This window comes from Bradyrhizobium sp. WSM471 (genome assembly GCF_000244915.1).
In the GTDB taxonomy this organism is placed as follows: Bacteria; Pseudomonadota; Alphaproteobacteria; order Rhizobiales; family Xanthobacteraceae; genus Bradyrhizobium.
In genome coordinates, this window is record NZ_CM001442.1 from 3,294,938 (window position 1) to 3,320,178 (window position 25,241).

Annotated in this window: 18 protein-coding genes; 10 read left to right on the forward strand and 8 right to left on the reverse strand. The window is 65.7% G+C overall.

Going from position 1 to position 25,241, the window contains the following annotated elements:
• Window positions 1-131 precede the first annotated feature (131 nt).
• The 9 genes from ccmI to BRA471DRAFT_RS14365 all read left to right on the forward strand — a co-directional run bounded on the left by ccmI (window position 132) and on the right by BRA471DRAFT_RS14365 (window position 12,988).
• The gene (gene ccmI / locus BRA471DRAFT_RS14325) at window positions 132-1,247 is read left to right on the forward strand and encodes a c-type cytochrome biogenesis protein CcmI (RefSeq protein WP_007608298.1); all 1,116 of its coding nucleotides are present in this window, start codon (window positions 132-134) and stop codon (window positions 1,245-1,247) included.
• Window positions 1,248-1,284: 37 nt separating this feature from the next.
• Window positions 1,285-1,794: a cytochrome c maturation protein CcmE gene (gene ccmE / locus BRA471DRAFT_RS14330; protein ID WP_007608304.1), complete on the forward strand. Its 510-nt coding sequence runs from the start codon at window positions 1,285-1,287 to the stop codon at window positions 1,792-1,794.
• Window positions 1,791-3,773, forward strand: coding sequence for a heme lyase CcmF/NrfE family subunit (locus BRA471DRAFT_RS14335; protein ID WP_007608306.1), 1,983 nt, complete (start codon window positions 1,791-1,793; stop codon window positions 3,771-3,773). The genes ccmE and BRA471DRAFT_RS14335 overlap by 4 nt, the downstream gene beginning before the upstream one ends.
• Before the next feature lie 4 nt (window positions 3,774-3,777).
• Entirely contained in the window at window positions 3,778-4,257 is a 480-nt protein-coding gene (locus BRA471DRAFT_RS14340) for a cytochrome c-type biogenesis protein (RefSeq protein WP_007608308.1), read from the forward strand.
• Between the two features lie 173 nt (window positions 4,258-4,430).
• Complete coding sequence (locus tag BRA471DRAFT_RS14345) at window positions 4,431-5,774, forward strand: methyl-accepting chemotaxis protein (RefSeq protein ID WP_007608310.1); 1,344 nt, start codon at window positions 4,431-4,433, stop codon at window positions 5,772-5,774.
• A 221-nt stretch (window positions 5,775-5,995) separates the two neighbouring features.
• The gene (locus BRA471DRAFT_RS14350) at window positions 5,996-7,579 is read left to right on the forward strand and encodes a Do family serine endopeptidase (RefSeq protein WP_007608315.1); all 1,584 of its coding nucleotides are present in this window, start codon (window positions 5,996-5,998) and stop codon (window positions 7,577-7,579) included.
• A 306-nt stretch (window positions 7,580-7,885) separates the two neighbouring features.
• A complete protein-coding gene (locus BRA471DRAFT_RS14355; RefSeq protein WP_035974942.1) occupies window positions 7,886-8,566 on the forward strand; it encodes a response regulator transcription factor in 681 nt (226 codons plus the stop codon).
• Window positions 8,550-10,004, forward strand: a complete 1,455-nt coding sequence (locus BRA471DRAFT_RS14360) for an ATP-binding protein (protein ID WP_007608317.1) — start codon at window positions 8,550-8,552, stop codon at window positions 10,002-10,004. Before BRA471DRAFT_RS14355 ends, BRA471DRAFT_RS14360 begins: the two co-directional genes overlap by 17 nt.
• A complete protein-coding gene (locus tag BRA471DRAFT_RS14365; protein WP_007608318.1) occupies window positions 10,001-12,988 on the forward strand; it encodes a bifunctional [glutamine synthetase] adenylyltransferase/[glutamine synthetase]-adenylyl-L-tyrosine phosphorylase in 2,988 nt (995 codons plus the stop codon). The genes BRA471DRAFT_RS14360 and BRA471DRAFT_RS14365 overlap by 4 nt, the downstream gene beginning before the upstream one ends.
• On the opposite strand, the gene BRA471DRAFT_RS14370 is transcribed toward BRA471DRAFT_RS14365, so the two are convergent.
• From BRA471DRAFT_RS14370 to BRA471DRAFT_RS14390, 5 genes are read right to left on the reverse strand one after another with little or no spacing between them, the layout of a single operon-like run.
• On the reverse strand, window positions 12,945-13,178 hold the full coding sequence (locus tag BRA471DRAFT_RS14370) for a formate dehydrogenase subunit delta (protein ID WP_007608319.1): 234 nt from the start codon (window positions 13,176-13,178) through the stop codon (window positions 12,945-12,947). The two genes, BRA471DRAFT_RS14365 and BRA471DRAFT_RS14370, sit on opposite strands and share 44 nt — an antisense overlap.
• Window positions 13,168-13,995 (reverse strand): formate dehydrogenase accessory sulfurtransferase FdhD, encoded by an 828-nt coding sequence (gene fdhD / locus BRA471DRAFT_RS14375; protein WP_007608320.1) that lies wholly within the window; start codon window positions 13,993-13,995, stop codon window positions 13,168-13,170. The genes BRA471DRAFT_RS14370 and fdhD overlap by 11 nt, the downstream gene beginning before the upstream one ends.
• Window positions 13,996-13,999: 4 nt before the next feature.
• Entirely contained in the window at window positions 14,000-16,885 is a 2,886-nt protein-coding gene (gene fdhF, locus BRA471DRAFT_RS14380; RefSeq protein WP_007608321.1) for a formate dehydrogenase subunit alpha, read from the reverse strand.
• Between the two features lie 10 nt (window positions 16,886-16,895).
• Window positions 16,896-18,452, reverse strand: a complete 1,557-nt coding sequence (locus BRA471DRAFT_RS14385) for an NADH-quinone oxidoreductase subunit NuoF (protein ID WP_007608322.1) — start codon at window positions 18,450-18,452, stop codon at window positions 16,896-16,898.
• Window positions 18,449-18,925, reverse strand: coding sequence for a formate dehydrogenase subunit gamma (locus BRA471DRAFT_RS14390; RefSeq protein ID WP_007608325.1), 477 nt, complete (start codon window positions 18,923-18,925; stop codon window positions 18,449-18,451). The genes BRA471DRAFT_RS14385 and BRA471DRAFT_RS14390 overlap by 4 nt, the downstream gene beginning before the upstream one ends.
• Window positions 18,926-19,149: 224 nt before the next feature.
• Between BRA471DRAFT_RS14390 and BRA471DRAFT_RS14395 the strand changes: the two genes are divergently transcribed.
• Window positions 19,150-20,043: a LysR family transcriptional regulator gene (locus tag BRA471DRAFT_RS14395; RefSeq protein ID WP_007608327.1), complete on the forward strand. Its 894-nt coding sequence runs from the start codon at window positions 19,150-19,152 to the stop codon at window positions 20,041-20,043.
• 3 nt (window positions 20,044-20,046) lie between these two features.
• On the opposite strand, the gene BRA471DRAFT_RS14400 is transcribed toward BRA471DRAFT_RS14395, so the two are convergent.
• The 3 genes from BRA471DRAFT_RS14400 to BRA471DRAFT_RS14410 all read right to left on the reverse strand — a co-directional run bounded on the left by BRA471DRAFT_RS14400 (window position 20,047) and on the right by BRA471DRAFT_RS14410 (window position 25,234).
• The gene (locus BRA471DRAFT_RS14400) at window positions 20,047-22,377 is read right to left on the reverse strand and encodes a PAS domain-containing sensor histidine kinase (protein WP_007608328.1); all 2,331 of its coding nucleotides are present in this window, start codon (window positions 22,375-22,377) and stop codon (window positions 20,047-20,049) included.
• Window positions 22,378-22,604: 227 nt separating this feature from the next.
• Window positions 22,605-23,978, reverse strand: coding sequence for a cation-efflux pump (locus tag BRA471DRAFT_RS14405; RefSeq protein WP_007608330.1), 1,374 nt, complete (start codon window positions 23,976-23,978; stop codon window positions 22,605-22,607).
• A 287-nt stretch (window positions 23,979-24,265) separates the two neighbouring features.
• Window positions 24,266-25,234: a zinc-binding dehydrogenase gene (locus BRA471DRAFT_RS14410; protein ID WP_007608332.1), complete on the reverse strand. Its 969-nt coding sequence runs from the start codon at window positions 25,232-25,234 to the stop codon at window positions 24,266-24,268.
• Window positions 25,235-25,241: the final 7 nt, after the last annotated feature.

Consider the following 25,241-nt stretch of genomic DNA (forward strand, 5'->3'; position numbering starts at 1 on the left):
GCCGTTGGATTTTCACCATTTCGGGACTGTGCGCGGTCGCGCCGAATTGACAATTGTCAATTGCCGCATCGTCCGGCCGTGGTGTAAAGCGACCTGTGGGCGCGGCTTGCGCGCTGCCGGAAGCTTGCCAGATGATGCTATGGTTCGTGTTCGCGCTGATGACGGTCGCGGCGATCTTCGCCGTGCTTTTGCCGCTCGGCCGTAGCGGACGCGCCCATAACCAGGGCAGCGAGGTCGCGGTCTACAAGGACCAACTCGCCGAGATCGAGCGTGATCTTGCCGCAGGGCTAATCGCGGCGCCCGAAGCCGAGGCCGCGCGCGTCGAGGTCAGTCGCAGGCTGCTCGCCGCGGCCGGCAGCGAGCCCGCAATCGCACCGAAATCCAGCCTCAAATGGCGCCGCGCGGCGGCCGTGCTTGCGCTTGCCGGTTTGCCGCTGGTTGCGATCGGCGTCTATGTGCCGCTCGGCTCGCCCAGGCTTCAGGACTTTCCGCTGGCGCAGCGGGAGCGCGGATCCGGGTCCGGCATGGCGCAGTCGCTCGAGAATCTGGTCGTACAGGTCGAGCAACATCTGGAAAAGAATCCGACCGACGGGCGCGGCTGGAACGTGATCGCGCCCGTGCTGGAGCGGCTTGGTCGCTTCGACGACGCCGTGCGCGCCTATCGCAACTCGCTCGCCTACAATGGCGAGAGCGCGGAGCGCCGGTCCGATCTCGGCGAAGCGATCTCGGCCGCCGCCGGTGGCGTCGTGACCGCCGAAGCCAAGACCGAGTTCGAGCGCGCGCGCGCGCTCAGCGCCGATGATCCGAAAGCGAACTACTTCCTCGGTCTCGCCGCCGAGCAGGACGGCCGCAAGGACGATGCCGCCAATATCTGGCGCGCGCTGCTGGCGAAAGCGCCGGCGGATGCGCCGTGGCGCCCTCTCGTGCAGACCTCGCTCGCGCGCGTCGGTGGCGGTGGCGTGACGATGCCGGCGCTGTCGGATGAGACCCTCGCAGCTTCCAAGGACATGAAAGAGGGCGATCGCAACGCGATGGTTCGCGGTATGGTCGAACGGCTCGCCACGCGCCTCAAGCAGAACGGCGACGACGTCGAGGGTTGGCTGCGCCTGGTGCGCGCCTATCTCGTGATGGGTGATCGCGAAAAGGCGGTGGGGGCATCGACCGATGCCCGCCAGGCGGTTGCCAACGACGCAGCGCGGCTGCGCCAGCTCGATGAAGGCCTCAAGACACTCGGGCTCGACGGATGATGATGTCAGGACGAGACGGGCAGGGAATGGATACGCCATGACGCGCAAGCAGCGACGTATGACCATCATCGGCGGCTCGCTTGCCGTGCTCGCGCTCGCGGCCGCGCTGGTGCTCAATGCGTTGCGCGACTCCATCGTGTTCTTCTCGACGCCGACCATGGTCGCCGAGAAGCACGTCGCGCCCGGCAAGCGGTTTCGCCTCGGCGGCCTGGTGCAGCCCGGCTCGCTCCGGCGCGGCGACAATCTCGCAGTGACCTTTGAGGTCGCCGACGGCGGCGCAAAGCTTCCGGTCGCCTTCAAGGGCATTTTGCCTGATCTGTTCCGGGAAGGGCAGGGCGTCGTCGCCGAAGGCGCGCTCGACGCCGATGGCGTGTTCAAGGCCGACACCGTGCTCGCCAAGCACGACGAAACCTACATGCCCAAGGACGTCGCCGATGCCCTGAAGAAGCAGGGGCACTGGAAGGATGACTACGGCGCCAAGGCTTCCGATGGCGTCAAGCCCGCGGCCACGACCGCGCAGGGCAATCCGCAGGGAGCGATTCGATGATCGCGGAGTCAGGACATTACGCGCTGGTGCTGGCGCTCGGACTGGCACTGATCCAGTCCATCGTGCCCCTGATCGGCGCGCGGCTGCGCGATGACGCGCTGATGAATGTGGCGCGCTCCACTGCGCTGGCGCAGCTCCTGTTCGTCGGCGCGTCGTTCATCGCGCTTGTGATGCTGCACGTAGCTTCGGATTTCTCGGTCGTCAACGTCTACGAGAATTCCCACTCCATGAAGCCGCTGCTCTACAAGATCACCGGCGTGTGGGGAAACCATGAAGGCTCGATGCTGTTGTGGGTGTCGATCCTCGCGCTGTTCGGCGGATTGGTCGCGGCCTTCGGCAACAATCTGCCGCTGTCGCTGCGCGCGCATGTGCTGGCCGTACAGGCGTGGATCGCCAGCGCCTTCTATCTCTTCATCCTGGTGACCTCCAACCCGTTCCTGCGCATCGCCAACCCGCCGATCGAGGGACGCGATCTCAATCCGGTGCTTCAGGACATCGGTCTCGCCGTGCATCCGCCGATGCTCTATCTCGGCTATGTCGGCTTCTCGATCTCGTTCTCTTTCGCGATCGCGGCGCTGCTGGAGGGGCGGATCGACGCCGCCTGGGCGCGTTGGGTGCGGCCGTGGACGCTGGTCGCCTGGATCTTCCTGACGCTCGGTATCGCCATGGGCTCGTACTGGGCCTATTACGAACTGGGTTGGGGCGGCTGGTGGTTCTGGGACCCGGTCGAGAACGCTTCGCTGATGCCGTGGCTTGCCGGCACCGCGCTGCTGCATTCGGCGCTGGTGATGGAGAAGCGCAACGCGTTGAAGGTCTGGACCATCCTCTTGTCGATCCTGACCTTCTCGCTCTCGCTGCTCGGGACCTTCCTGGTGCGCTCGGGTGTCATCACCTCGGTGCATGCCTTCGCGACCGATCCAACCCGCGGCGTGTTCATTCTCCTGATTCTCTGCCTGTTCATCGGGGGCAGCCTGTCGCTGTTCGCGGGGCGCGCGACGTCGTTGAAGCAGGGCGGCCTGTTTGCGCCGATCTCGCGCGAGGGCGCGCTGGTGCTGAACAATCTGCTGCTCACGGTCGCCTGCGCGGTGGTGCTGTTCGGCACACTCTATCCATTGGCGATGGAAATGCTTGTCGATTTCAAGATGTCGGTCGGTGCTCCCTTCTACAACCTCACCTTCGCTCCGCTGTTCACGCTGCTGCTGCTCGCCGTGCCGTTCGGGCCGTTACTGGCATGGAAGCGCGGCGATCTGCTCGGCGTGACGCAACGCCTGCTGGCGGCTGGCGTTGCCGGGCTTGTTGTCGCCGCTCTGGTCTGGGGCTGGGCGCGCGGTGGCAGCGCGCTGGCGCCGCTCGCGATCGGGCTTGGCATCTTCGTGATCGCCGGTGCCGTCACTGACATCGTCGAGCGCACCGGCCTCGTGCGGCTACCGTTCGCAACGGCGCTGCACCGGGCCCGCGGCCTGCCGCGCTCGGCCTGGGGCTCCGCGTTTGCGCATGCCGGCCTCGGCATCGCGCTGATCGGGATCGTCTGCGAGACCACCTGGAACAGCGAATATATCGCGACCATGAAACAGAACGACGTCGCCCATGTTGCCGGTTACGACGTGAAGCTCGATGGTTTGTTTCAGCGCCAAGGCCCGAACTTCCGCGAGATGATCGCCGAATTCAATGTCAGCCAGGACGGCGAGAAGCTCAGCGTGATGACGCCGTCCAAGCGCAGCTTCACCACCCGCGGCTCCTCGACCACCGAGGCCGCGCTGCTGACGCGCGGCGCAAGCCAGCTCTACATCTCTCTCGGGGACGCCACCGGCGAGGGTGCCATCGCCGTGCGCATCTATCACAAGCCGCTGGTGCTGCTGATCTGGTGGGGACCGGTGCTGATGGCATTCGGCGGCGTGCTGTCGCTGTCGGACCGGCGCCTCCGGGTGGGCGCGCCGAAACCGGCGCGGGCCAAGCAGCGCCTGCAGCCGGCGGAGTGATCCAATGCGTCGAATGATGGCCGCGTTCGTCGCGCTGCTGCTGCTGGCCTTGCCTGCGGCGCATGCCGTGCAGCCCGACGAGATCATGTCGGATCCGGTGAAGGAGTCGCGCGCACGCGACTTGTCGCGCGAGCTGCGCTGCATGGTCTGCCAGAACCAGTCGATCGACGATTCCGATGCGCCACTGGCGCGCGATTTGCGGCTCCTGGTGCGCGAGCGCATCGCGGCCGGCGACAGCAATTCGCAAGTGCTCGATTTCCTGGTCGCGCGCTACGGCGAGTTCGTGCTGCTCAAGCCACGCTTCGAGCGCCAGAACATGCTGTTGTGGCTGCTCGCGCCGCTGCTGCTGATTGGCGGCGGCCTGGCGCTATGGCTGCAAATCCGCCGGCGCTCGCGAAATGGTGCAGACGTACCGGCTCCGCCGCTCACGCCCGACGAGGAAGCGCGGCTCGCCGCATTGATGGCGGATGAAGCCAAATCTTAAGCTGCTTCCAGCCTTAGCTGTTTCAAACCTTAGTTGTTTCAAACCTTGGCCACTTCAAATTGTTCTGGTTACGCAATGATACGTAGCTCCTTGCCACAGCATGTTTCATGCTCTGTTGACCTTTGTCTGAAAGCTTGTCGCGAAATTCGATTCCAGGCTTTGAGTCCTCAATTATGTTCGCGAACAGCAATCTGACGATCCGCTTCCTGGTCGGCGCCGTCGTCGCTGCATTATTGTTCCTGCTGGGCATCGGAGGCGGCACCGGCTTCGTCGCGGTGCTCTATCTCAACAACGAGATCACCAGCCTTTCGTCGGACTTCGCCGCGCTGAGTGGCCCCGCGCACGACCACGCGATGCAGATCTACCAGCAGGCGCAGACCGCGTTCTCCTATTTTCTCGTCGCTTGCGGCGTGATCGCCGTTGTAGCCATCGCGATCTGCCTCATCACCTGGTTTGCCGTGCGCAACGGCATCCTCAATCCGCTGGCGGCGATCGTTCATGCTATGCGCGAGGTCGCCGACCAAAGGTTCGAGACTCCGGTTCCGGGTCTCGGCGGCACCAACGAGATCGGCCTGCTCGCTGGCGCTTTGGAGGTGTTCAAGACCAATGGTGTGGAGCGGCGCCGCCTCGCCGAGCTGCAGCTCCACGAGGCGCAGCATCAGGCCGAGCGATCGAAATTCCTGGACGCGCGAATCAGGCGCTTCAACGATCTCGTCGCCAGTGTCGTCGACAGCGTGGCGTCGTCGGCCGTGCATCTCGAGAGCAACGCCCAGACGTTGTCGCGGACGGCCAACGATACCACCACCAAGGCCAACGCCGTGGCAAGCGCAGCGAGCCAGGCCAGCGGCAGCGTGCAGACCGTCGCGGGCTCGGCGGAGGAGATGACGAATTCGATCGGCACGATCAGCCGTCGCGTCACGGACGCGACCCAGCGTGCCGAGGGCGCGGCGACGCAGGTCGAGAAGAGCCGCGACACCATCCACACGCTGTCGGACGCGGCCGACAAGATCGGCGAGGTCGTGCAGCTCGTGCAGGCGATCGCGTCGCAGACCAATTTGCTCGCGCTCAACGCCACCATCGAGGCGGCGCGGGCTGGCGAGGCCGGCAAGGGATTTGCCGTGGTCGCCTCCGAGGTGAAGAATCTGGCGCACCAGACCAGCAAGGCGACGGAGGAGATCACGTCCCACGTCGCCAGCATCCAGGGCATCACCGCACAGACGCGCGGCGCGATCGACGGCGTCTCGCAGACGTTGTCTGAGATCTCGTCCATCATGTCCGGCATCGAGATCGACACCGCCCAGCAGCGCACCGCCACGCAGGAGATCACGCGCAGTGCCAAGGACGCCGCGCGCGGTACGCTCGACGTCTCCAATCACATCGTCCAGATCACCTCGACGTCCGCCGAGACCGGCCGAATGGCCGCCGAGGCGCGCGATTCCGCGGTCGACCTGTCGCAGCAGGCCGAGACTTTGAAGCGCGAGGTCGACGAATTCATCGTCAGTGTGAGAGCGAGCTGAGAGCCCTGAAAAAGGCGCTTCCGCGCCGCCACCGGAACTCGATTAAGTTCCTGTAAGACAAAGACTTTCTCTCTGCGATAAACTGCCGCATCCGCATTCCCCTTCATTACAAAAGTTTAACCCCGCCGCCAGCCCACGGTAAGGCGGCAGCCCCCATCTTCAGGTTCGTAAGGTGCCGCCGTCAGGTACCAAATGGATTTCAAGGCCCTGGAGATCTCTGCATGACCGACCGTTCCGACCTCTCGAACCTTCCGTCCTACCGGCAGCCCCGCCGGTCGATTTTCTCGGCCCGCAAGTTCGCGCTGATGGCCTCGGTCGTCGCCGGCCTCGGTGCCGCCGTCTACGGCTTCGGCACGTCGACCTCGCCGGCCGACCTGTTCTCGAGCCCGGCGCACGCACAGGTCAACAACGAGGTCCGCAAGGTTGAACGCCCGATTGGTTTCGCCGACATCGTCGAGCGCGTGAAACCGTCGGTGATCTCGGTGAAGGTCAACATCAAGGAAAAGACCGCGAGCAATGATGACGGCGATGACGCGCAGTCGCCGTTCCAGCCGGGCTCGCCGATGGAGCGGTTCTTCCGCCGCTTCGGCGGTCCGGATGGCATCCCGGGCCTGAAGGGTGGTGGCGGTCGAGGCCGTGTCGTGCAGGGCCAGGGCTCCGGCTTCTTCATCTCGGCTGATGGCTTTGCCGTGACCAACAACCACGTGGTCGACGGCGCCGACAAGGTCGAGGTCACGACCGACGACGGCAAGACCTACACCGCCAAGGTGATCGGCACCGACCAGCGCACCGACCTCGCCTTGATCAAGGTCGAGGGCAGCTCGAGCTTCCCGTTCGCGAAGCTTGCCGACGGCAAGCCGCGGATCGGCGACTGGGTGCTCGCGGTCGGCAACCCGTTCGGCCTCGGCGGCACCGTGACTGCCGGCATCGTTTCGGCCAGCGGCCGCGACATCGGCAACGGCCCCTACGACGATTTCATCCAGATCGACGCGCCCGTGAACAAGGGCAATTCCGGCGGTCCGGCCTTCGACACCAACGGTGAGGTGATGGGCGTCAACACCGCGATCTACTCGCCTTCCGGCGGCAGCGTCGGCATCGCGTTCTCTATCCCCGCCAGCACCGTGAAGAGCGTGGTGGCGCAGCTCAAGGACAAGGGCTCGGTCAGCCGCGGCTGGATTGGCGTGCAGATTCAGCCGGTGACATCGGACATCGCCGACAGCCTCGGCATGAAGAAGGCCGAAGGCGCGCTGGTTGCCGAGCCGCAGGCGAATGGTCCGGCGGCGAAGGCCGGCATCGAGTCCGGTGACGTGATCACGTCGGTCAACGGCGAAGCGGTCAAGGACGCCCGCGAGCTCGCCCGTACCATTGGCGGCCTGGCGCCCGGCGCGACCGTGAAGCTCAACGTGCTGCACAAGGGCCAGGACAAGGTCGTGAACCTCACCCTCGGCCAGCTGCCGAACACGATCGAGGCCAAGGCCGACCTCGACAAGGACAGCGGCAAGGGCGCGAGCCGCGGCACCGATGTGCCTAAGCTCGGCATGACCGTCGCGCCCGCCGATTCCGTGGCCGGCGCCGGCAAGGAAGGCGTCGTGGTCACCGAGGTCGATCCGAAGAGCGCCGCAGCCGAACGCGGCTTCAAGGAAGGTGACGTGATTCTCGAAGTCGGCGGCAAGAGCGTGAGCACCGCCGGCGAAGTCCGCGACGCCATCAACACGGCGCGGACCGACAACAAGAACAGCGTCCTGATGCGGGTGAAGAGCGGCGGCCAGTCGCGCTTCGTCGCCGTGCCCATCGCCAAGGGCTAACGAAGGGCTAACGAAGGGCTAACCAAGGGCTCGGCCTGAGGAGGCCTCCGAGATGAAGGGTGTCGCCGGCATCAGTCGCCCCCGCCGATGGCGCCCTTCGGGGGAGCAGCGCAACGTTTGCTTCCCCTGTCTACCTTCCGGTGGAATACGCCCCCCTCCGTCGGAAGGCTTAGGGCGGTGAAGTCCCCCCAGCTTCACCGCCCGCCTTTTTTCTCGATGCCAGAGTCTCTCACTCGGCTTGCATGCGATTGCCGCTCGCGCCATGTTTAGAGAAGGTTCACTCCCTTGACCGTTGCCGAACGCACGATGCGCCTCCTCATCATCGAAGACGACCGCGAATCCGCCGACTACCTCGTGAAGGCGTTTCGCGAGGTCGGGCACATTGCCGACCACGCCGCCGACGGCGAGGAAGGCCTCGCCATGGCCGAGAACGGCGATTACGACGTGCTGGTGGTCGACCGCATGCTGCCTAAGCGCGACGGCCTGTCGGTGATCGGCGCGCTCCGCGAGAAGGACGATTCGACGCCGGTGCTGATTCTCTCCGCGCTCGGCCAGGTCGACGACCGCATCAAGGGCCTGCGCGCCGGCGGCGACGACTATCTGCCGAAACCCTATTCCTTCGCCGAGCTGTTGGCCCGGGTCGAGGTGCTGTCGCGCCGCCGCGGCGGTCCGGCCGAGGACACGCTGTACCGCGTCGGCGATCTCGAGCTCGACCGGCTCTCCCACCGCGTCGCTCGCGGCAAGGACGAGCTGACGCTGCAGCCGCGCGAATTCCGCCTGCTCGAATATTTGATGAAGCATGCGGGCCAGGTGGTGACCCGCACCATGCTGCTGGAGAATGTCTGGGACTATCATTTCGATCCGCAGACCAACGTCATCGACGTGCATATTTCGCGGCTGCGCTCCAAGATCGACAAGGGTTTTGAGCGGCCGCTGCTGCACACCATCCGCGGCGCGGGATACATGATCCGTGACGGCATTCGGTAAACTCGTCCGCACCACGGCATTCCGGCTGACGCTGGTCTATTTGCTGTTGTTTGCGATGTTCGCGGCCTCGCTGCTCGCCTATTTCGCCTGGAATACGCGGCGACTAATCACCGAGGAGATCACGCAGACGGTCAATGCCGAGACGTCGGAGATCAACGAGATCTACGGCCGCCGCGGCTTGCGCGCTCTCGTGCTCGCGATCGAGTACCGCGCGCTGCGGCCGGGCGCCAACCTCTATCTCGTGACCACGCCGACCGGGCAGGCGATCGCCGGCAATGTCGGCTCGCTGGCGCCCGGCGTGATGGCGACGCGCGGCTGGTCGGAGACGGCGTATCGGCGCATCGAGGATGCGGACGAGCGCGACCATCGCGCCCTGGTGCGCGTCACCGAGCTCGAGAATGGCTTCCGGCTTCTGATCGGCCGCGATCTCGCCGAGCGGCGGCGCCTGTTCGGCATCGTTGCCAAGGCTGCGCAATGGTCGGTGCTGATCGTCGTGGTGCTTGGCCTGGGCGGCGGGATCTTCGTCGCGCGCAGGGTGCTCAGGCGCATCGACGCCATGTCCGGGACGGCCCATCGCATCATGATAGGCGATCTCAGCGAGCGTCTGCCGGTAGGACGCAGCGGTGACGAGCTGGACCGCCTCGCTGAAAACCTCAATGCGATGCTGGAGCGCATCGAGGCGCTGATGGCGGGGCTGAAGGAGGTCTCCGACAACATCGCCCACGATCTCAAGACGCCGCTGACACGCTTGCGCAACCGCGCCGAGGAGGCGCTGGCGAAATCAGGCAGCGAGGCCGATTACCGCGCCGCGCTGGAGCGGACCATCGAGGAATCCGACGGCCTGATCCGTACATTCAACGCGCTGCTGATGATCGCGCGCGCCGAGTCCGGTCAGGCGCGTGGCAACATGAACGATTTCGACGCGGCCGATGTCGCACATGGCATCCACGAGCTCTACGAGCCGCTGGCTGAAGACGACGGCATGACGCTGAAGGTCAAGGCCGATCCGACGCCGGTGCACGCCAACCGCGAACTGATCAGCCAGGCGCTCGCCAATCTGGTCGAGAATGCGATCAAATACGGCAAGCCGGTCGCGCTAACGGGTGGAACCGTGGTCAGCCTGGATTCAAGGCAGATCACGATCGAGGCGAAACGCGAGGGCGATCAGGTGCTGCTCAGCGTCACCGATCGCGGCCCCGGTATACCCGAGGCCGACCGCAAGCATGCTGTCGAGCGATTCGTGCGGCTTGAAGCCAGCCGCACGCTGCCGGGCTCCGGCCTCGGCCTCAGTCTTGCTTCTGCGGTTGCAACGCTGCATGGCGGCGAATTGCGGCTGGGCGATGCCCATCCGGGCCTCGTCGCCACCCTGGTGCTACCGGCGCGCGCGGGCGACAGGGTTGCTCCTCCAATACCGGATGTGCCACAGAAGGTGGCATGAACAACTCCGCGCCGGGAAACGCGGACAAGCATGGTGAGAGACTTGCCGCACGCTTCGCGGAGGCTCCCCATATTGCCGCTTCCGTCACCGACCAAGGACGTTTTGAAAGCTGGCTGGCCGAGCTCGAGCCCGCGCAATCTGCCCATCTTGAAGCTCTGCTGGCTCATCCCTTCGCGCGGGACACACTGGCCGGCATCGCGGAATTCTCGCCTTATCTGTTCGAACTGGTGCGGGCTGATTCGCAGCGCCTGATCCGACTGCTGGAATGCGATCCGGATGCGCATCTCGCCACGCTGATCGCGGAGGCGAACGGCGCCGTGCTCGCGGCATCCGACGAAGCCGAGGTGATGCGGCTGCTTCGCCGCATGAAGGCGGCGGCCGCGCTCCTGATCGCACTGTGCGACATCGGCGGGGTCTGGCCGGTGATGCGGGTGACCGCAGCGCTCACCGATGTCGCGGTGTCCTCGGTGCGGGCGGCGCTTCAGTACCTCCTGCGGCAGGAAGCCGCACGGGGCAAGCTCTTGCCGCCCAATCCCGAGGCGCCGGAGGAGGGCTGCGGGCTGATCGTGCTTGCGATGGGCAAAATGGGCGCAGGCGAGCTGAACTATTCCAGCGACATCGATCTCATCGTGTTCTTCGATCCCGACAATACGACGCTGGCCGCGGATATCGAACCCCAGCCATTCTTCGTGAGGGTAACGCAGGGGATGGCACGCATTCTCCAGCAGCGCACCTATGACGGCTACGTCTTCCGCGTCGATCTGCGCCTGCGTCCCGATCCATCTTCGACGCAGGTGGCGATTTCGCGTGATGCCGCGCTGAACTATTACGAGCGGGAAGGGCGTACCTGGGAGCGCGCCGCGATGATCAAGGCGCGCGCCTGCGCCGGCGATCCCAGGGCGGGCGAGGCGCTGCTCGCGGAAATCGCGCCCTTCGTCTGGCGCAAGCATCTCGACTTTGCCGCGCTTGCCGACGTTCACGACATGAAGCGGCAGATGCAGACCTATCGCGGCCAGAGCGAGGTTGCTGTCGAAGGGCACAACGTGAAGGTCGGGCGCGGCGGAATCCGCGAGATCGAGTTCTTCGCCCAGACCCAGCAATTGATCGCCGGTGGCCGCCATCCTGAGCTGCGCGTGCGGCCGACGCTCGCCGCGCTTGGCGTGCTCGCTTCCAGCAATTGGATCACGTTTGCGGCGCGCGACGAGCTGACCACGGCGTACCAATTCCTGCGTCGGGTCGAGCATCGCCTCCAGATGATCGCAGACGAGCAGACTCACACGCTGCCCGAGGACAAGGAGGCGGTCGAGCGTTTCGCCTGGTTCTTCGGCTATCCGGATCGCGAGGCCTTTGCCCGCGACCTCTTGCGCCAGCTCGAGATCGTCCAGGGCCACTACGAAAAACTGTTCGAGGGCGACGATCCGACCGGCACGGCCAAGCTGCCGGCGCTCGACTACAGTGCGGGTCCCGACGATCCGCGGCTGCTTCAGTACCTGGCGACGCTCGGTTTCAAGAAGCCCGCCGCCGTCGCGCAGACCGTGCGTGACTGGATCACCGGCGACTACCGCGTGTTCCGCAATGAGGCGACGCGCAATGCCTTCATCGAATTCGTGCCGGCCCTGATCGACGGTCTCGCTCATGCCGAGGAGCCGGATCGGGCCGTCGTGGCGTTCGACCATTTCCTTGGGGCGCTTCAGCGGGGCGGTCGACTGATCACGCTGCTCGGGCAGAACCGCGATCTCGTTGCGCTGGTCGCCCTGGTGCTGGGCGCGGCGCCCCGGCTCGGCGAGATGCTGGCGCGGCAGCCGCAACTCATGGACGGCCTGATTGATCCGCGCTTCTTCGGCGCCATGCCCGACAGGCAGGAATTGTCGGGGCGGCTCGCGAGCACGGTGCAGGATGCCGGCTCTTACGAAGAGTTCCTCGACCGCCTGCGCCTGTTCGGACAGGAGAGCCTGTTCCTGATCGGAACGCGCATTCTCTCAGGCACGGTCTCAGCACAGCAAGCGAGCACGGCCTTTGCCGACGTCGCCGAGGGCATCGTGCATACCGTGCATGGCCTCGTCGCCGATCGCTTCGCCGCCCAGCATGGCCGGATCAAGGGGCAGGAGACCGCGATCATCGCGATGGGCCGGCTCGGTAGCCGCGAGATGACAGCGTCGTCCGATCTCGACCTGATCCTGCTTTACGATTTCGACAGCGACAATCCGGACTCCGACGGTGCGAAGTCATTGCAAGGTGCGCATTACTTCGCCCGCTTCACCCAGCGCCTGATCAGCGCGTTCACGACGCGCACCAATTACGGGGTGCTTTACGAGATCGACATGCGGCTGCGCCCCTCGGGGCGCGCCGGCCCTGTGGCCTCGAGCCTCGTCTCGTTCGCGGACTACCAAGCCAACGAGGCCTGGACCTGGGAGCACATGGCGCTGACCCGTGCGCGCGTCGTGTCGGCTTCGCCCGAATTCCGGGAACGGATCGAGCGCGTCATCCGCGATGTCCTGACCCGTCGCCGCGATCCCGCAATCACCGCCAACGACGTCGCCGACATGCGGCGTGCGATCGCCCAGGAGAAGGGCGAGGCCGATTGCTGGGATCTCAAATATGCCGCCGGCGGCATGGTCGACATCGATTTCATCGCGCAATATCTTCAGCTCGTGCATGCGCACGAGAAGCCGGAGATTCTCGACGTCGCCAGCATGCAGGTGCTGGAAAATGCATGCAGGCTCGGCGTGCTCGCGCAATCGGAGACCGAGATATTGCGGGCCGCGGCGCGGCTGTATCACGATCTGACGCAGATCCTGCGGCTCTGCGTCAACGACCGGTTCAAGCCGGAGACCGCCGGCACCGACCTCCTGCGCGTGATGGCACGCGCCGGCGATGCGCCGCATTTCTCCTCGCTGGAGGCGCGCGTGAAGGAGACGCAGAGCGAGGTGCGCCGTGTCTTCAGGGCGCTACTGGAAGGGACGTCGCCTGCTGCAGCGAGGTGAGCGCGTCCCGCACGTTCGGCTCCAGGCCCGCGCCGCCGGCATCGAGATGGGCGAAGATCGCGCGCTTCATCCGCGGATCCCAGAACTTCTTGATGTGGTCGGCGATCCCCTGCACGGCCTTGTCGTGGCCCTGGCTCCGGAAGAACGTGCCGATCTGGTTGGCCATGTAGATCAGGCGGTCAGGCGACATCGAGAACCTCCGTGGCATGACGGGCGACAACCCGGCCGCCATGCGAAAACACTTCGAACCCGTCCTGGCGGGCAATGGCAATCAGCGTGATGCCGGCGGCCTCCGCGGTGCGCACCGCGAGCGCGGTCGGCGCAGAGACGGCCACCATCACCGGCGCGCCGATGGCGGCGGTCTTCTGCACCATCTCGACCGAGACGCGGCTCGTCAGCAGCACGATGCCGCCGCTTGCAGCCGTGCGGCTGCGCGCCAGCGAACCGGCGAGCTTGTCGAGCGCGTTGTGGCGACCGACATCCTCACGCAGCGCAACGATACCGCCGGCAGGCGACCAGAACGCGGCGGCGTGAACGGCGCGGGTTTGCAGATTGATCGATTGCAGTGGTGCGATGGTCTGCATCGCCGCCATGATCTGCTCGGGCGCAAACGTCTGTCCCTGCGGCACGATGGCCGCAGGCCGCACGGCTTCGGCAATCGAGTCGATGCCGCAAATGCCGCAGCCGGTCGGGCCGGCGATGTGGCGGCGGCGCTCGCCGATGCGCGCGGCATCTTCCGAAGCCAGCCACATGCGCAGCTCGATGCCGTCGTCGAGGCGGACCATTTCGAGCGACTTGATGTCATCGACGGATTTGATGATGCCTTCGTCCAGGCTGAAGCCGACGGCAAAATCCTCGAGGTTCTGCGGCGTCCCCATCATGACGGCGTAGGTGCCGCCATTGTAGGTCAGTGCCAGCGGCGTCTCCTCCGGAATCAGCCGCGCTCCTTCAGACGCGGCACCGTCGCGCCAGATCTCGCGGTCGATGGCCTGGACCGGCACGTGCATGCCGCTACTCCGCAGCCTCGGCCGGCGCGATGCGGCGGGAATGCCGCGCCTGCGCGCCGTAGGCCTTCTGCCAGTCGGACGGGCCGTTCGACGGCGATATCTGCACCGCCGTGACCTTGTATTCGGGGCAGTTGGTCGCCCAGTCCGAATAGTCGGTCGTGATGACGTTGGCCTGGGTGTCCGGATGGTGGAAGGTGGTGTAGACGACGCCCGGCGCGACGCGATCGGTGATCTCCGCACGCAGCGTGGTCTCGCCGGCGCGGCTCTTCAGCCGCACCCAGTCCCCATCGCGCACGCCGCGCTGTTCGGCATCGTGCGGATGGATCTCCAGCCGATCCTCGGCATGCCAGACCACGTTCTCGGTGCGCCGGGTCTGTGCGCCGACATTGTACTGGCTGAGGATGCGGCCTGTGGTGAGCAGCAGCGGATAGCGCGGGCCGGTGCGTTCGTCGGTCGCGACATATTCGGTGACGACGAACTTGCCCTTGCCGCGGACGAAGCCGTCGATATGCATCACCGGCGTGCCCTCGGGCGCCTTGTCGTTGCAGGGCCACTGCACCGAGCCGAGCTCGTCGAGCTTGGCATAGGAGACGCCGGCGAAGGTCGGGGTCAGCGCCGCGATCTCGTCCATGATCTCGGAAGGATGGCTGTAAGTCATCTCGAAGCCCATGGCCCTGGCGAGGCCGATGGTGACTTCCCAGTCGGCGAGGCCGTTCTTCGGCGTCATCAACTTGCGGACGCGCTGGATGCGGCGCTCGGCGTTGGTGAAGGTGCCGTCCTTCTCGAGGAAGCTGGAGCCCGGCAGGAACACATGGGCGTAGTTCGCGGTCTCGTTCAGGAAGAGGTCGTGGACGATGACGCATTCCATCGCCGCTAGTGCTGCTACCACATGCTTGGTGTTGGGATCGGATTGCAGGATGTCCTCGCCCTGCACGTAGATCCCCATGAACGTGCCGTCCACCGCGGCGTCGAACATGTTGGGAATGCGCAGGCCCGGCTCGGGGTTGAGCTTGACGTTCCACAGCGCCTCGAACTGGTCCCGCACGGCATCGCCCGAGATGTGGCGGTAGCCGGGGAGCTCGTGCGGGAACGAGCCCATGTCGCAGGAGCCCTGCACGTTGTTCTGGCCGCGTAGCGGGTTCACGCCGACACCGGGACGACCGATATTGCCCGTGGCCATCGCGAGGTTGGCGATCGCGATCACGGTGGTCGAGCCCTGGCTGTGCTCGGTGACGCCGAGACCATAATAGATCGCGCCGTTGCCGCCGGTGGCGTAGACGCGCGCTGCTTCGCGCAGATCGTTCGGATCGACGCCGGTGAGGATGGCGGTGGATTCCGGGCTGTTGTTTGGTTGGGCGACGAACGCCGCCCATTCCTCGAATTCGCTCCAGTCGCAGCGCTCGCGTACGAAAGCTTCGTTGGCAAGGCCTTCGGTGACGATCACATGCGCCAGTGCCGTCATGACCGCGACGTTGGTGCCGGGCATCAGCGGCAGGTGGAGCGCCTTCACATGCGGCGATTCGACCATCTCGGTGCGGCGCGGATCGATCACGATCAGCTTGGCGCCTTGGCGCAGCCGCTTCTTCAGGCGGGAGGCGAACACCGGGTGGGCCGAAGCGGGGTTGGCACCGATGATGACGACGACGTCGGTGTGCTCGACCGAGTCGAAATCCTGCGTGCCGGCAGAGGTACCGAACGTGGTCGAGAGGCCATAGCCGGTCGGGGAGTGGCAGACGCGCGCGCAGGTGTCGACATTGTTGTTGCCGAAGCCGGCGCGGATCAGCTTCTGCACCAGATAGGTCTCTTCATTGGTGCAGCGGGACGACGTGATGCCACCGATGGCATCGCGGCCGTATTTCTTCTGGATGCCGCGCATCCTGTCGGCGGCAAACGAGAATGCCTCGTCCCATGACACTTCGCGCCAGGGATCCTCGATCCGCTCGCGGATCATCGGGTTGAGGATGCGTTCCCTGTGGTTGGTGTAGCCCCAGGCGAAGCGGCCCTTGACGCAGGAATGGCCGCGATTGGCCTTGCCGTCCTTGTACGGCACCATGCGGACGACTTCCTCGCCGCGCATCTCAGCCTTGAAGGCGCAGCCGACGCCGCAATAGGCGCAGGTGGTGACGACCGAGTGTTCGGGCTGGCCGATCTCGATCACGGATTTCTCGGTCAGTGTGGCGGTCGGGCAGGCCTGCACGCAGGCGCCGCAGGAGACGCATTCGGAGCCGAGGAAGCTCTCGCTCATGCCGGGCGAGACGCGGCTGTCGAAGCCGCGGCCGGAGATCGTGAGCGCGAAGGTGCCTTGCACCTCCTCGCAGGCGCGGACGCAGCGCGAGCAGACAATGCACTTGGAGGGATCGTAGGTGAAGTACGGGTTGGAATCGTCCTTCGGCATCCAGGCGGCGTTGATCTCGCCATTGGACTTGCCAGGCGTCTTGGCGAAGACGTGGTTCTCGCCTTCATAGCCGTAACGCACGTCGCGCAGGCCCACGGCGCCGGCCATGTCCTGCAACTCGCAATCGCCGTTGGCACCGCAGGTGAGGCAGTCGAGCGGATGGTCGGAGATGTAGAGCTCCATCACGCCCTTGCGCAGCTTCTTGAGCCGTTCGCTCTGGGTGTGCACGATCAGGCCGGACATGACAGGCGTGGTACAGGAGGCCGGCGTGCCGGCGCGGCCCTCGATTTCGACGACGCAAAGCCTGCACGAGCCGAATGCGTCGACCATGTCGGTCGCGCAGAGTTTCGGTATCTGATGGCCGGCGTCCATCGCCGCCCGCATGATCGAGGTGCCCTCGGGCACCGTGACCTGGTTGCCGTCGATGGTCAGCGTCACCATCGTTTCCGATTTCGAGCGCGGCGTACCGAAGTCGATTTCTTCGATCAGAGACATTGTCGTTCTCCTATTCCGCGGCCTGAAGCGTGGTCGGGGCCGGGACGAAATCCTCCCGGAAGTGCTTCAATGCGCTGAGCACGGGGTAGGGCGTGAAGCCGCCGAGCGCGCAGAGCGAGCCGAATTTCATGGTGTTGCAGAGGTCTTCGACGAGTGCGAGATTTTCGTTCACGCGTTCGCCGTTGATGATCTTCTCGATGGTCTCGACGCCGCGGGTCGAACCGATCCGGCACGGCGTGCACTTGCCGCAGGATTCGATGGCGCAGAATTCCATGGCGAAACGCGCCTGCTTGCGCATGTCGACGCTGTCGTCGAACACGACGATGCCGCCATGGCCGATCAGGCCGTCGCGCGCGGCGAAGGCCTCGTAGTCGAACGGCGTGTCGAACAGCGCGCGCGGGAAGTAGGCGCCCAAGGGGCCGCCGACCTGCACCGCGCGGATCGGACGGCCCGTGAACGTGCCGCCGCCGATGTCGTCGACGAGCTCGCCGAGCGTGACGCCAAACGCGGTCTCGAACAGCCCGCCGCGGCGGATGTTGCCGGCGAGCTGAATCGGCATCGTACCGCGCGAGCGACCCATGCCGAAATCGGCATAGGCCTTGGCGCCTTCGGCCAGGATGAAGGGGATTGCGGCGAACGACAGCACGTTGTTGATGACGGTCGGCTTGCCGAACAGGCCGTGATGCGCGGGCAGTGGCGGCTTTGCGCGCACGAGGCCGCGGCGGCCTTCGAGGCTTTCCAGCAGCGAGGTCTCTTCGCCGCAAACGTAAGCGCCGGCGCCGACGCGGACCTCGAGATCGAAGCTGTGCGTGGAGCCGCCGATGTTCGCGCCGAGATAGTCGTCGCGCTTCGCAGCCTGGATGGCCGCGTTCATCGCCTCGACCGCGTGCGGATATTCGCTGCGGATGTAGATGTAGCCCTTGGTCGCGCCGACGGTGATGCCGGCGGTCGTCATGCCCTCGATGACGAGGAAGGGATCGCCTTCCATGATCATGCGGTCGGCGAAGGTGCCGCTGTCGCCTTCGTCGGCGTTGCAGACGATGAACTTGCGATCCGCTTTCGCCTGCGCGACCGTCTTCCACTTGATGCCGGTCGGGAAGCCGGCGCCGCCGCGGCCGCGCAGGCCGGACGCCGTCACTTCATTGAGGATGGCTTCCGAGCCGAGCGACAGCGCGCGTTCGAGGCCCTTGTAGCCGCCATGGGTGCGGTAGTCGTCGAGCGAGCGCGGGTCGATCACGCCGCAGCGCGCGAAGGTGAGGCGGGTCTGGCGCTTGAGCCAGGGGATCTCGTCCGTGGCCCCGAGCCGCAGCAGATGCTGCGTATTGCTCGCGAGCGCGTCGAGCAGGGAGGGCACATCGGTCTCGGTCACAGGGCCGAACGCGATCCGGCCCTGCGGCGTCGCGACCTCGACCAGCGGCTCGAGCCAGTACAGGCCGCGCGAGCCGGTCCTGACGATCTCGACGGCAATGCCACGCTTGGCTGCAGCCTGCTCCAGTGCCAGCGCGACCTCGTCGGCGCCGACCGCAAGCGCACCCGCATCGCGAGAGACATATAGACGGATGCTCATCGCTGCACCTGCGCAACGAGAGCATCGATGCGCTTTTCGTCGAGCCGGCCGATAAGCCGGCCGTCGAGCATCGCGGACGGCGCTGTTGCGCACAGTCCGAGGCAGTAGATCGGCTCCAGGGTGACGCGGTCATCGGCGGTGGTGTGGCCGAGCGACACGCCGAGCTTCGCCTCCGCACGCGCAGCCAGCGCGTCACCGCCCGCCGCCTGACAGGCCTCCGCGCGGCAGAGTTTCAGCACATGGCGGCCGGCCGGCTTGTGGCGGAAATCATGGTAGAACGTGAACACGCCATGCACTTCGGCGCGGGACAGATTGAGCGCTTGCGCCACCATGGGAATGGCTGCCACCGGCACGTAGCCGAACGCCTCCTGGAGCGCGTGCAGGATGACCAGCGTCGCGCCTTCCTGCTTGCTGTGTTCGGCGATAATCTCGGCCCCGCGCGTTTCGTCCCAAGGCTCGTAAACCGTTGTCATTCTTCGTTCTCGACCAGAGCGTCTGCTGATCGCAAACTATTTGGAATCGTTCGAAGATCAATAAAGCTGTCTCATGCTGCGATTGCGGATTCAGATCGATTTGCGATGGCAATCACTCGATTTGAAATTGCGATTGGAGCCGTCCGCCATGCGGTTTTTGCGTGTTGGAAGGGGGAAGGCCATGCTAGCTTGTATGCCACCACACGATCCGAGGGGATGAATGGTTGCTCGATAAGCTTGAACTGCTGCTGGCGCTGGCGAAGGAGCGGCATTTCGGCCGGGCCGCCGAGGTGTGCGGTGTGACGCAGCCGACAATGTCGACCGGGCTGAAGCAGCTCGAGGAGATCCTCGGCGTCATGCTGGTCCAGCGCGGCTCCCGCTTCCAGGGTTTTACGCCGGAAGGCGAGCGGGCGCTCGATTGGGCGCGGCGGATCGTGGGTGATGCGCGCGCGATGCGTGACGAGATCAACGGGCTGAAGCATCAGCTCTCCGGCGAGATCCGTATTGCCGCGATCCCGACCGTGCTCGGCATGGTCGCCGCGCTGACGACGCCGTTCCGCGCCAGGCATCCCGAGGTGCGCTTCCGCATCCAGTCCACCACCTCGTCCGAGGTGCTGGGGCTGCTCGAGAATCTCGAGGTGGATGCAGGGCTGACCTATATCGAGAACGAGCCGATCGGCAAGGTGCGCACCATCCCGCTCTACAGCGAGAGCTATCGTCTGCTCACCTCGCCGGATGGAATGTTCGGTGATCGCGAGACGGTGACCTGGAAGGAGGTAGGGCAGGTGCCGCTGTGCCTGCTGACGCCCGACATGCAGAACCGTCGCATCATCGACCGCGCGTTACGTTCGGTCGGCGCCGAGGCGACGCCGACCTTGACCTCGAATTCGCTGCTCGTGCTGTTCACGCATGTGAAGACGGGACGCTGGGCCAGCGTGATGCCGGCCAAGCTCGCCGAGACGCTCGGCCTTTCCGATACTGTGCGCTCGATCCCGATCACCGATCCCGATGTCAATTACAGCATCGGCATGGTGATCCCGCAGCGTGATCCGATGACGCCGCTGATCGCGGCGCTGGTCAATGTCGCGCGGGAAGTCGCGCCGTCGCTGCAATCGTAGCCATCAGGCCGCGGCCGATATTCCGGACGCCGCCTTGATCGCGTCGCGGGGCAGGGTGACGCGCACGACGGTGCCGACCTCCAGCTTGGAGCGCAACCGCATCGAGCCGCCATGGAGCTGCGCCAGCGAGCGGGCGATCGCCAGCCCCAGTCCCGAGCCGTGATAGGTCTTGGTGAGCTGGCTCTCGACCTGCTCGAACGGGCGGCCGAGCCGCGCCAGCGAATGCGGCGCGATGCCGATGCCGGTGTCAGCTATCATCAGCACGATCCTGTCGTCGAGCTGTCGGCTGCGCACCACGATGCGTCCGCCGTCGGGCGTGAACTTCACGGCGTTGGAGAGCAAATTGACGATGATCTGCTTGGTGGCGCGGCGGTCGGCGACGACGGAGATCGATTTTGCGATGTCGGCGTCGAGCGTCAGGTGCTTGTCCTGTGCCCGGCCGGTGACGACCCGCAGGGATTCCGCCAGCGTCTGCGCCAGGTCGAGCTCTTCCATGTCGAGCTTCATGCGGCCGGCCTCGATCTTGGACATGTCGAGGATGTCGTTGATGACTTCGAGCAGGTAATGCCCGCTGGTCAGGATGTCGTGGCAGTATTCCTGGTACTTCTCCGAGCCGAGTTCGCCGAACATGCCCGAGCCCATGATCTCGGAGAAGCCGATGATCGCGTTCAGCGGCGTGCGCAGCTCGTGGCTCATATTGGCGAGGAATTTCGACTTGGTCTGGTTGGCTTCCTCGGCGCGGGTCTTCTCGCGCTGGTACTTCTCGGCGAGATCGGCGAGTTCGCCCGCCTGGCGCTCCAGGGCTGCCTGCGAGCGCTTGAGGTCGATGACGGTAGCGCGCAGGCGTAGATCGTTGTCGACCAGCTTCTGCTCGTGCTCCTTGATGCGGGTGATATCGGTGCCGACCGAGACGTAGCCGCCGTCCTTGGTGCGGCGCTCGCTGATGTGCAGCCAGCTGCCGTCGTCGAGCTGCGCCTCGAAGGTGCGCGCGCCGGGGCCCTGGCTCGCGGTCTCGTTGTGCCGGGTGCGGACCTCGGGCATGCGGCCGACCTCGAGCACGGTCTCGTAGGAGGTGCCGGGGATGACGGCGCTGTCGGGCAGTTTGTGCAGGCGCTGGAAGTGCGAATTGCAGAGCACCAGGCGGTCGCTCGCGTCCCACAGCACGAAGGCTTCGGGAATGGTCTCGATCGCGTCGCGCAGGCGCAAATCGGCTTCCACGGTCCGCTCGGCGAGGCTCTTCTGCTCGGTGATGTCGACGGCGATCCCGATCAGGTGAACGCTGGAGTCGGTCGCGCCACTGGTCTTTTCGCAGCGGACGCGGAGCCAGATCCAGTGGCCGTCGACATGCTGCATGCGGAAGGTCTGGTCGATGTGGTCGATCTTCTCGGAGATGAGCTGGTCGGCGATCTCGAACAGGTCGATGTCGTCTGACTTCACCAGCGCGTTGACCTCGCCGAAGGTGAGGAGCTCGTTGCGGCCGTCGAGGCCGAGCATCGAAAACATCGACTGCGACCAGAAGATGCGGCCGCGCGACAGGTCCCAGTCCCACAGCCCGCAGCGGCCGCGGTTGAGCGCAGTGTCGATCCGGCCGCGCACGGCGTCGTTGATCAGGTCGCCCTCGCGGGCACGGGTGGACTGCCAGTGGAAGGCGAAGCCGAGGATCAGGACGACGAAGCCGGTGGTGGCCGACAGCGTCACCGACAGCGCGGCGTCCGAGCCCCAGATCGGCTCGTTGCGCTCCTGGATCACGGTGACGAAGCCGGGCAGCGACTTGATCTGCCGCGAGGTCGCCATCGCGGCGTTGCCGTTCGGCAGCGTCAGGTCGGATATATTGCCGTCGTGCGGCGGCGCCGCCATCAGTTGCGCCGTCGTGACTGCGTCGAGCAGGCGATCGTTGCCCGCGGGATCGCTGTCGACCGGGATGCGGGCAAGGATGCGGCGGTCGATGCCGGCTGAGGTGACGATGACGTGGCGGCCCGAGGCGGTGCCCCAAGACGGAATGAGATCGGGCAGCAGCGCCGGCAGGCTCTCGATGTTCTTCAGCCGCTCCTGTCGCCCCGAGGTGAGGCGGTCGATGCGCTCGGCGAGCAGGTCGGCGAGCGCCGAGATGTCGTGTCGGATGACCAGCCGCTTCTGGCGTGTCTGGTCGACGACCTGCACGAACGCGCCGAGGCAGATCGTGATCAGGAACGCGATGATGAGCGTCGGCACGGCACGGCGCAGCGCTGGCTCCGCGATCAGGAGCCGATGATAGGCAGGTTTCGCGATCGATTGCGCCAATCCCTTGATCGAATCGGATTGGACGCACGCGTTCGCGGCGTCTGCACGCGACATGCCTAAAGCCCCCTGGAAACCTGCTTGCAACTTGAGTTCGGAAGCAGCCCCACATCGCTTCCGAATCATGATCGATTTGAATCCAGATTTCGCGGGCTGTCGAGAGTCAACGAATCGTTAACGCGAATTTATTCTTATCCAACGCGCAGTTTGCGCGTCGCGCGTCCGCAAACCTACGTGCGCGGCGAGTCCGAAACGAGAACGTGTGACTCCTCGCACATTCTCTGTCACGCGCGCGGCGGTTCGGCGTGACTAATGACGCGCTTCACGCTCGGGAACGCGCGCCGCAATGCGCGCTCGATCGCGTCGACATGCTCGTGCACCTTGATCACGCTCATCGACGGCTCGGCGCGGCAGTGGAAGTTGACGATCTCGCCGGCATCGGTGTTGCGGACGCGGACATTGTGGATGTCGTGGATCTCGCTGCCGGCGGCATATTCCGTCAGCGCGGCGGCAATGGCCCGCACCCGTTCCGACGCGGCGTCGACCCCGAACGGCAGTTCCGGTTCCAGCGGCTCGATGTGGACGTCGACTTCGACGTCCGCGCCGAACTCTTCCTGGATGTTGCGTTCCAGCGTGTTGGCGACGTCATGGGCGGCGTCGAGCTGCATCCCGGCGTCGACCTCAAGGTCGATGCTGACGATCAGCTTGGCGCCGAGATCGTGCACCGTGACGTGGTGGACGGCGAGGCCCGAATTGTGGGCGATGACCATGATGCGGTCGCGCACGGTCTCGTTGTCGCGCGCCACGGGGACCGCGGTGAAGGTGAGGTCGGCATCGCCGAAGGTCTTCTCGACGGCTGCTTGCGCATTGCGCTTGATGTCCTCGACCCGGTCGATGGGATAAGTCCGGGGCACCTTTGCGATCGTGTCGATAAATGTGGTTGCCCCGACCATGCGCACGCGGAGTCGCTCGACGTCGATCACACCCGGCACGCTGCGGATCGCGGCCGTGGCCGTCTCATGCGCGCCTTCCGGGGCGCGGTCGACCAGCGTCTGCACCGTCGAGCCGGCCATGCGCAGGCCGAGCAGGGCGATCATCACGGCCACCGCGGCGGCGGCAGCCGCGTCGCCCCACCAGAAGCCGAGGCCGGCGAGGATCAGGCCTATGATCACGGCGAACGAGCCCATCACGTCGGAGGCGAAATGCAGCGCGTCGGCGGCGAGCGCCTGGCTCCTGGTCTCCCGTGCGGCACGGTGCAGGGCACGGGCGCGCCAGAGATTGACGACGATGTCGATCACCAGCACCACGAAAGGCACGGCCGAAATAGTCGGCGGCGCGGTTCCCTCCCGCAGCCGGCTGTAGGACTCGACCAGGATGCCGCCGGCGAGCACATAGAGCAGGGCGGTGACGCCCAGCGCCGAGACGCTTTCGAGCTTGCCGTGGCCGTAATGATGCTCCTCGTCCGCCGGCTTGTCGGACACCCGCACCACCGCCCAGGTGATGATGGTCGCGACCAGGTCGATCGAGGAATGCAGCGCCTCCGAAATCAGCGCCAGCGAGCCGATCGCGATGCCGACCGCGAACTTGGCCGCCGCCATGCCGCCGCTGGCGAAGATCGAGATCGCTGCGACCGAGGTCTTGTTGTGTTGGGAGCTCATGGCGGGGGATTTAGCAGCCTGTGACTGAACATCAAGCGACGATCCACAGCTGTAGACGCTAGTGAGTTGCAGGAGCGGGGGCCTCCAACTCCGTCATGCCCGGGCTCGCCGTCTTCGCTGAAGCTTCGCCGGCCCAAGACCGAGTGCCCGGCGAAGCCTTGGCGTAGTCGGGTCCCGGGCATCCACGATCTTTCTCAATCGCGGGAAAGACGTGGATGGCCGGGTCAAGCCCGGCCATGACGAGCGGAGGGAGTGGGACCTACAGCTCTTGCTCCGCTGCCGCCCCCTCACACCGTCACAACGATCTTGCCGAGGTGCTTGTTCGCCTCCATGTGCTCGAAGGCCTTGTCGATATCGTCGAAGGCAAACACCTTGTCGATCGGCAGCTGCAGTTTGCGCGACTCGACCGCGCCCCAGATGTCCTTCTTGACCTCGTCGAAGATCTCCCGGACCTCCGCGATGGTGCGGGTGCGGAAGGTGACGCCGACATAGTCGATGCGGCGCGCCGCGTGCAGGTCGAAGTTGAAATCGGCATGGGTGCCGCCGAGCCGGCCGACATTGACGATGCGACCCTTGACCCTGGTCGCCGCGAGGTTCTGGTTGGCGACTTGGCCCGAGACCTGGTCGACGATGAGGTCGACACCTTCGCCGTTCGTCGCCTTCAGCACTTCCTCGACCCATTTCGGATCGGAGGAGTCGACCGCGAGGTCGGCGCCATACTCCTTCAGCCGGCCGCGGCGGGTGGCATCGGTCGAGGAGCCGATCACGAGCCTGGCGCCCTTGAGCTTCGCAATCTGCATCGCCATCAGGCCGACGCCGGAGCTTGCGCCCTGGATCAGCACGGCCTGCCCGGGCTGCACGCCGCCGATGGTGACGACGGCGTTGTGCATGGTCGCGAGCGCGACGGGCAGGGTGGCGGCTTCCTCGAAGTTCATGTTCGAGGGCGCGCGGAACAGCCGGCCGTGATCGGCCAGCGTGTATTCGGCAAACGCCGCGCCGCCGGAGCCCATGATGCGGTCGCCGACCTTGACGCCCTTGGCATCCGGTCCGAGCTCGGCGACCTCGCCGGCCCATTCCATGCCGAGCACGGTGCCGGCGCCGCCGGCCGCGCCATGGGCGTGGCCCTTGCGCATGCCGGTGTCGGCGCGATTGAGGCCGCAGGCGCGGACGCGGACCAGCACCTGCGTGCCTTCAGGCTTTGGTTGAGCGACGTCGGAAATTGCAGCGCCGCCAGGGCCGTAGACATAAGCCTTCATGTATTGC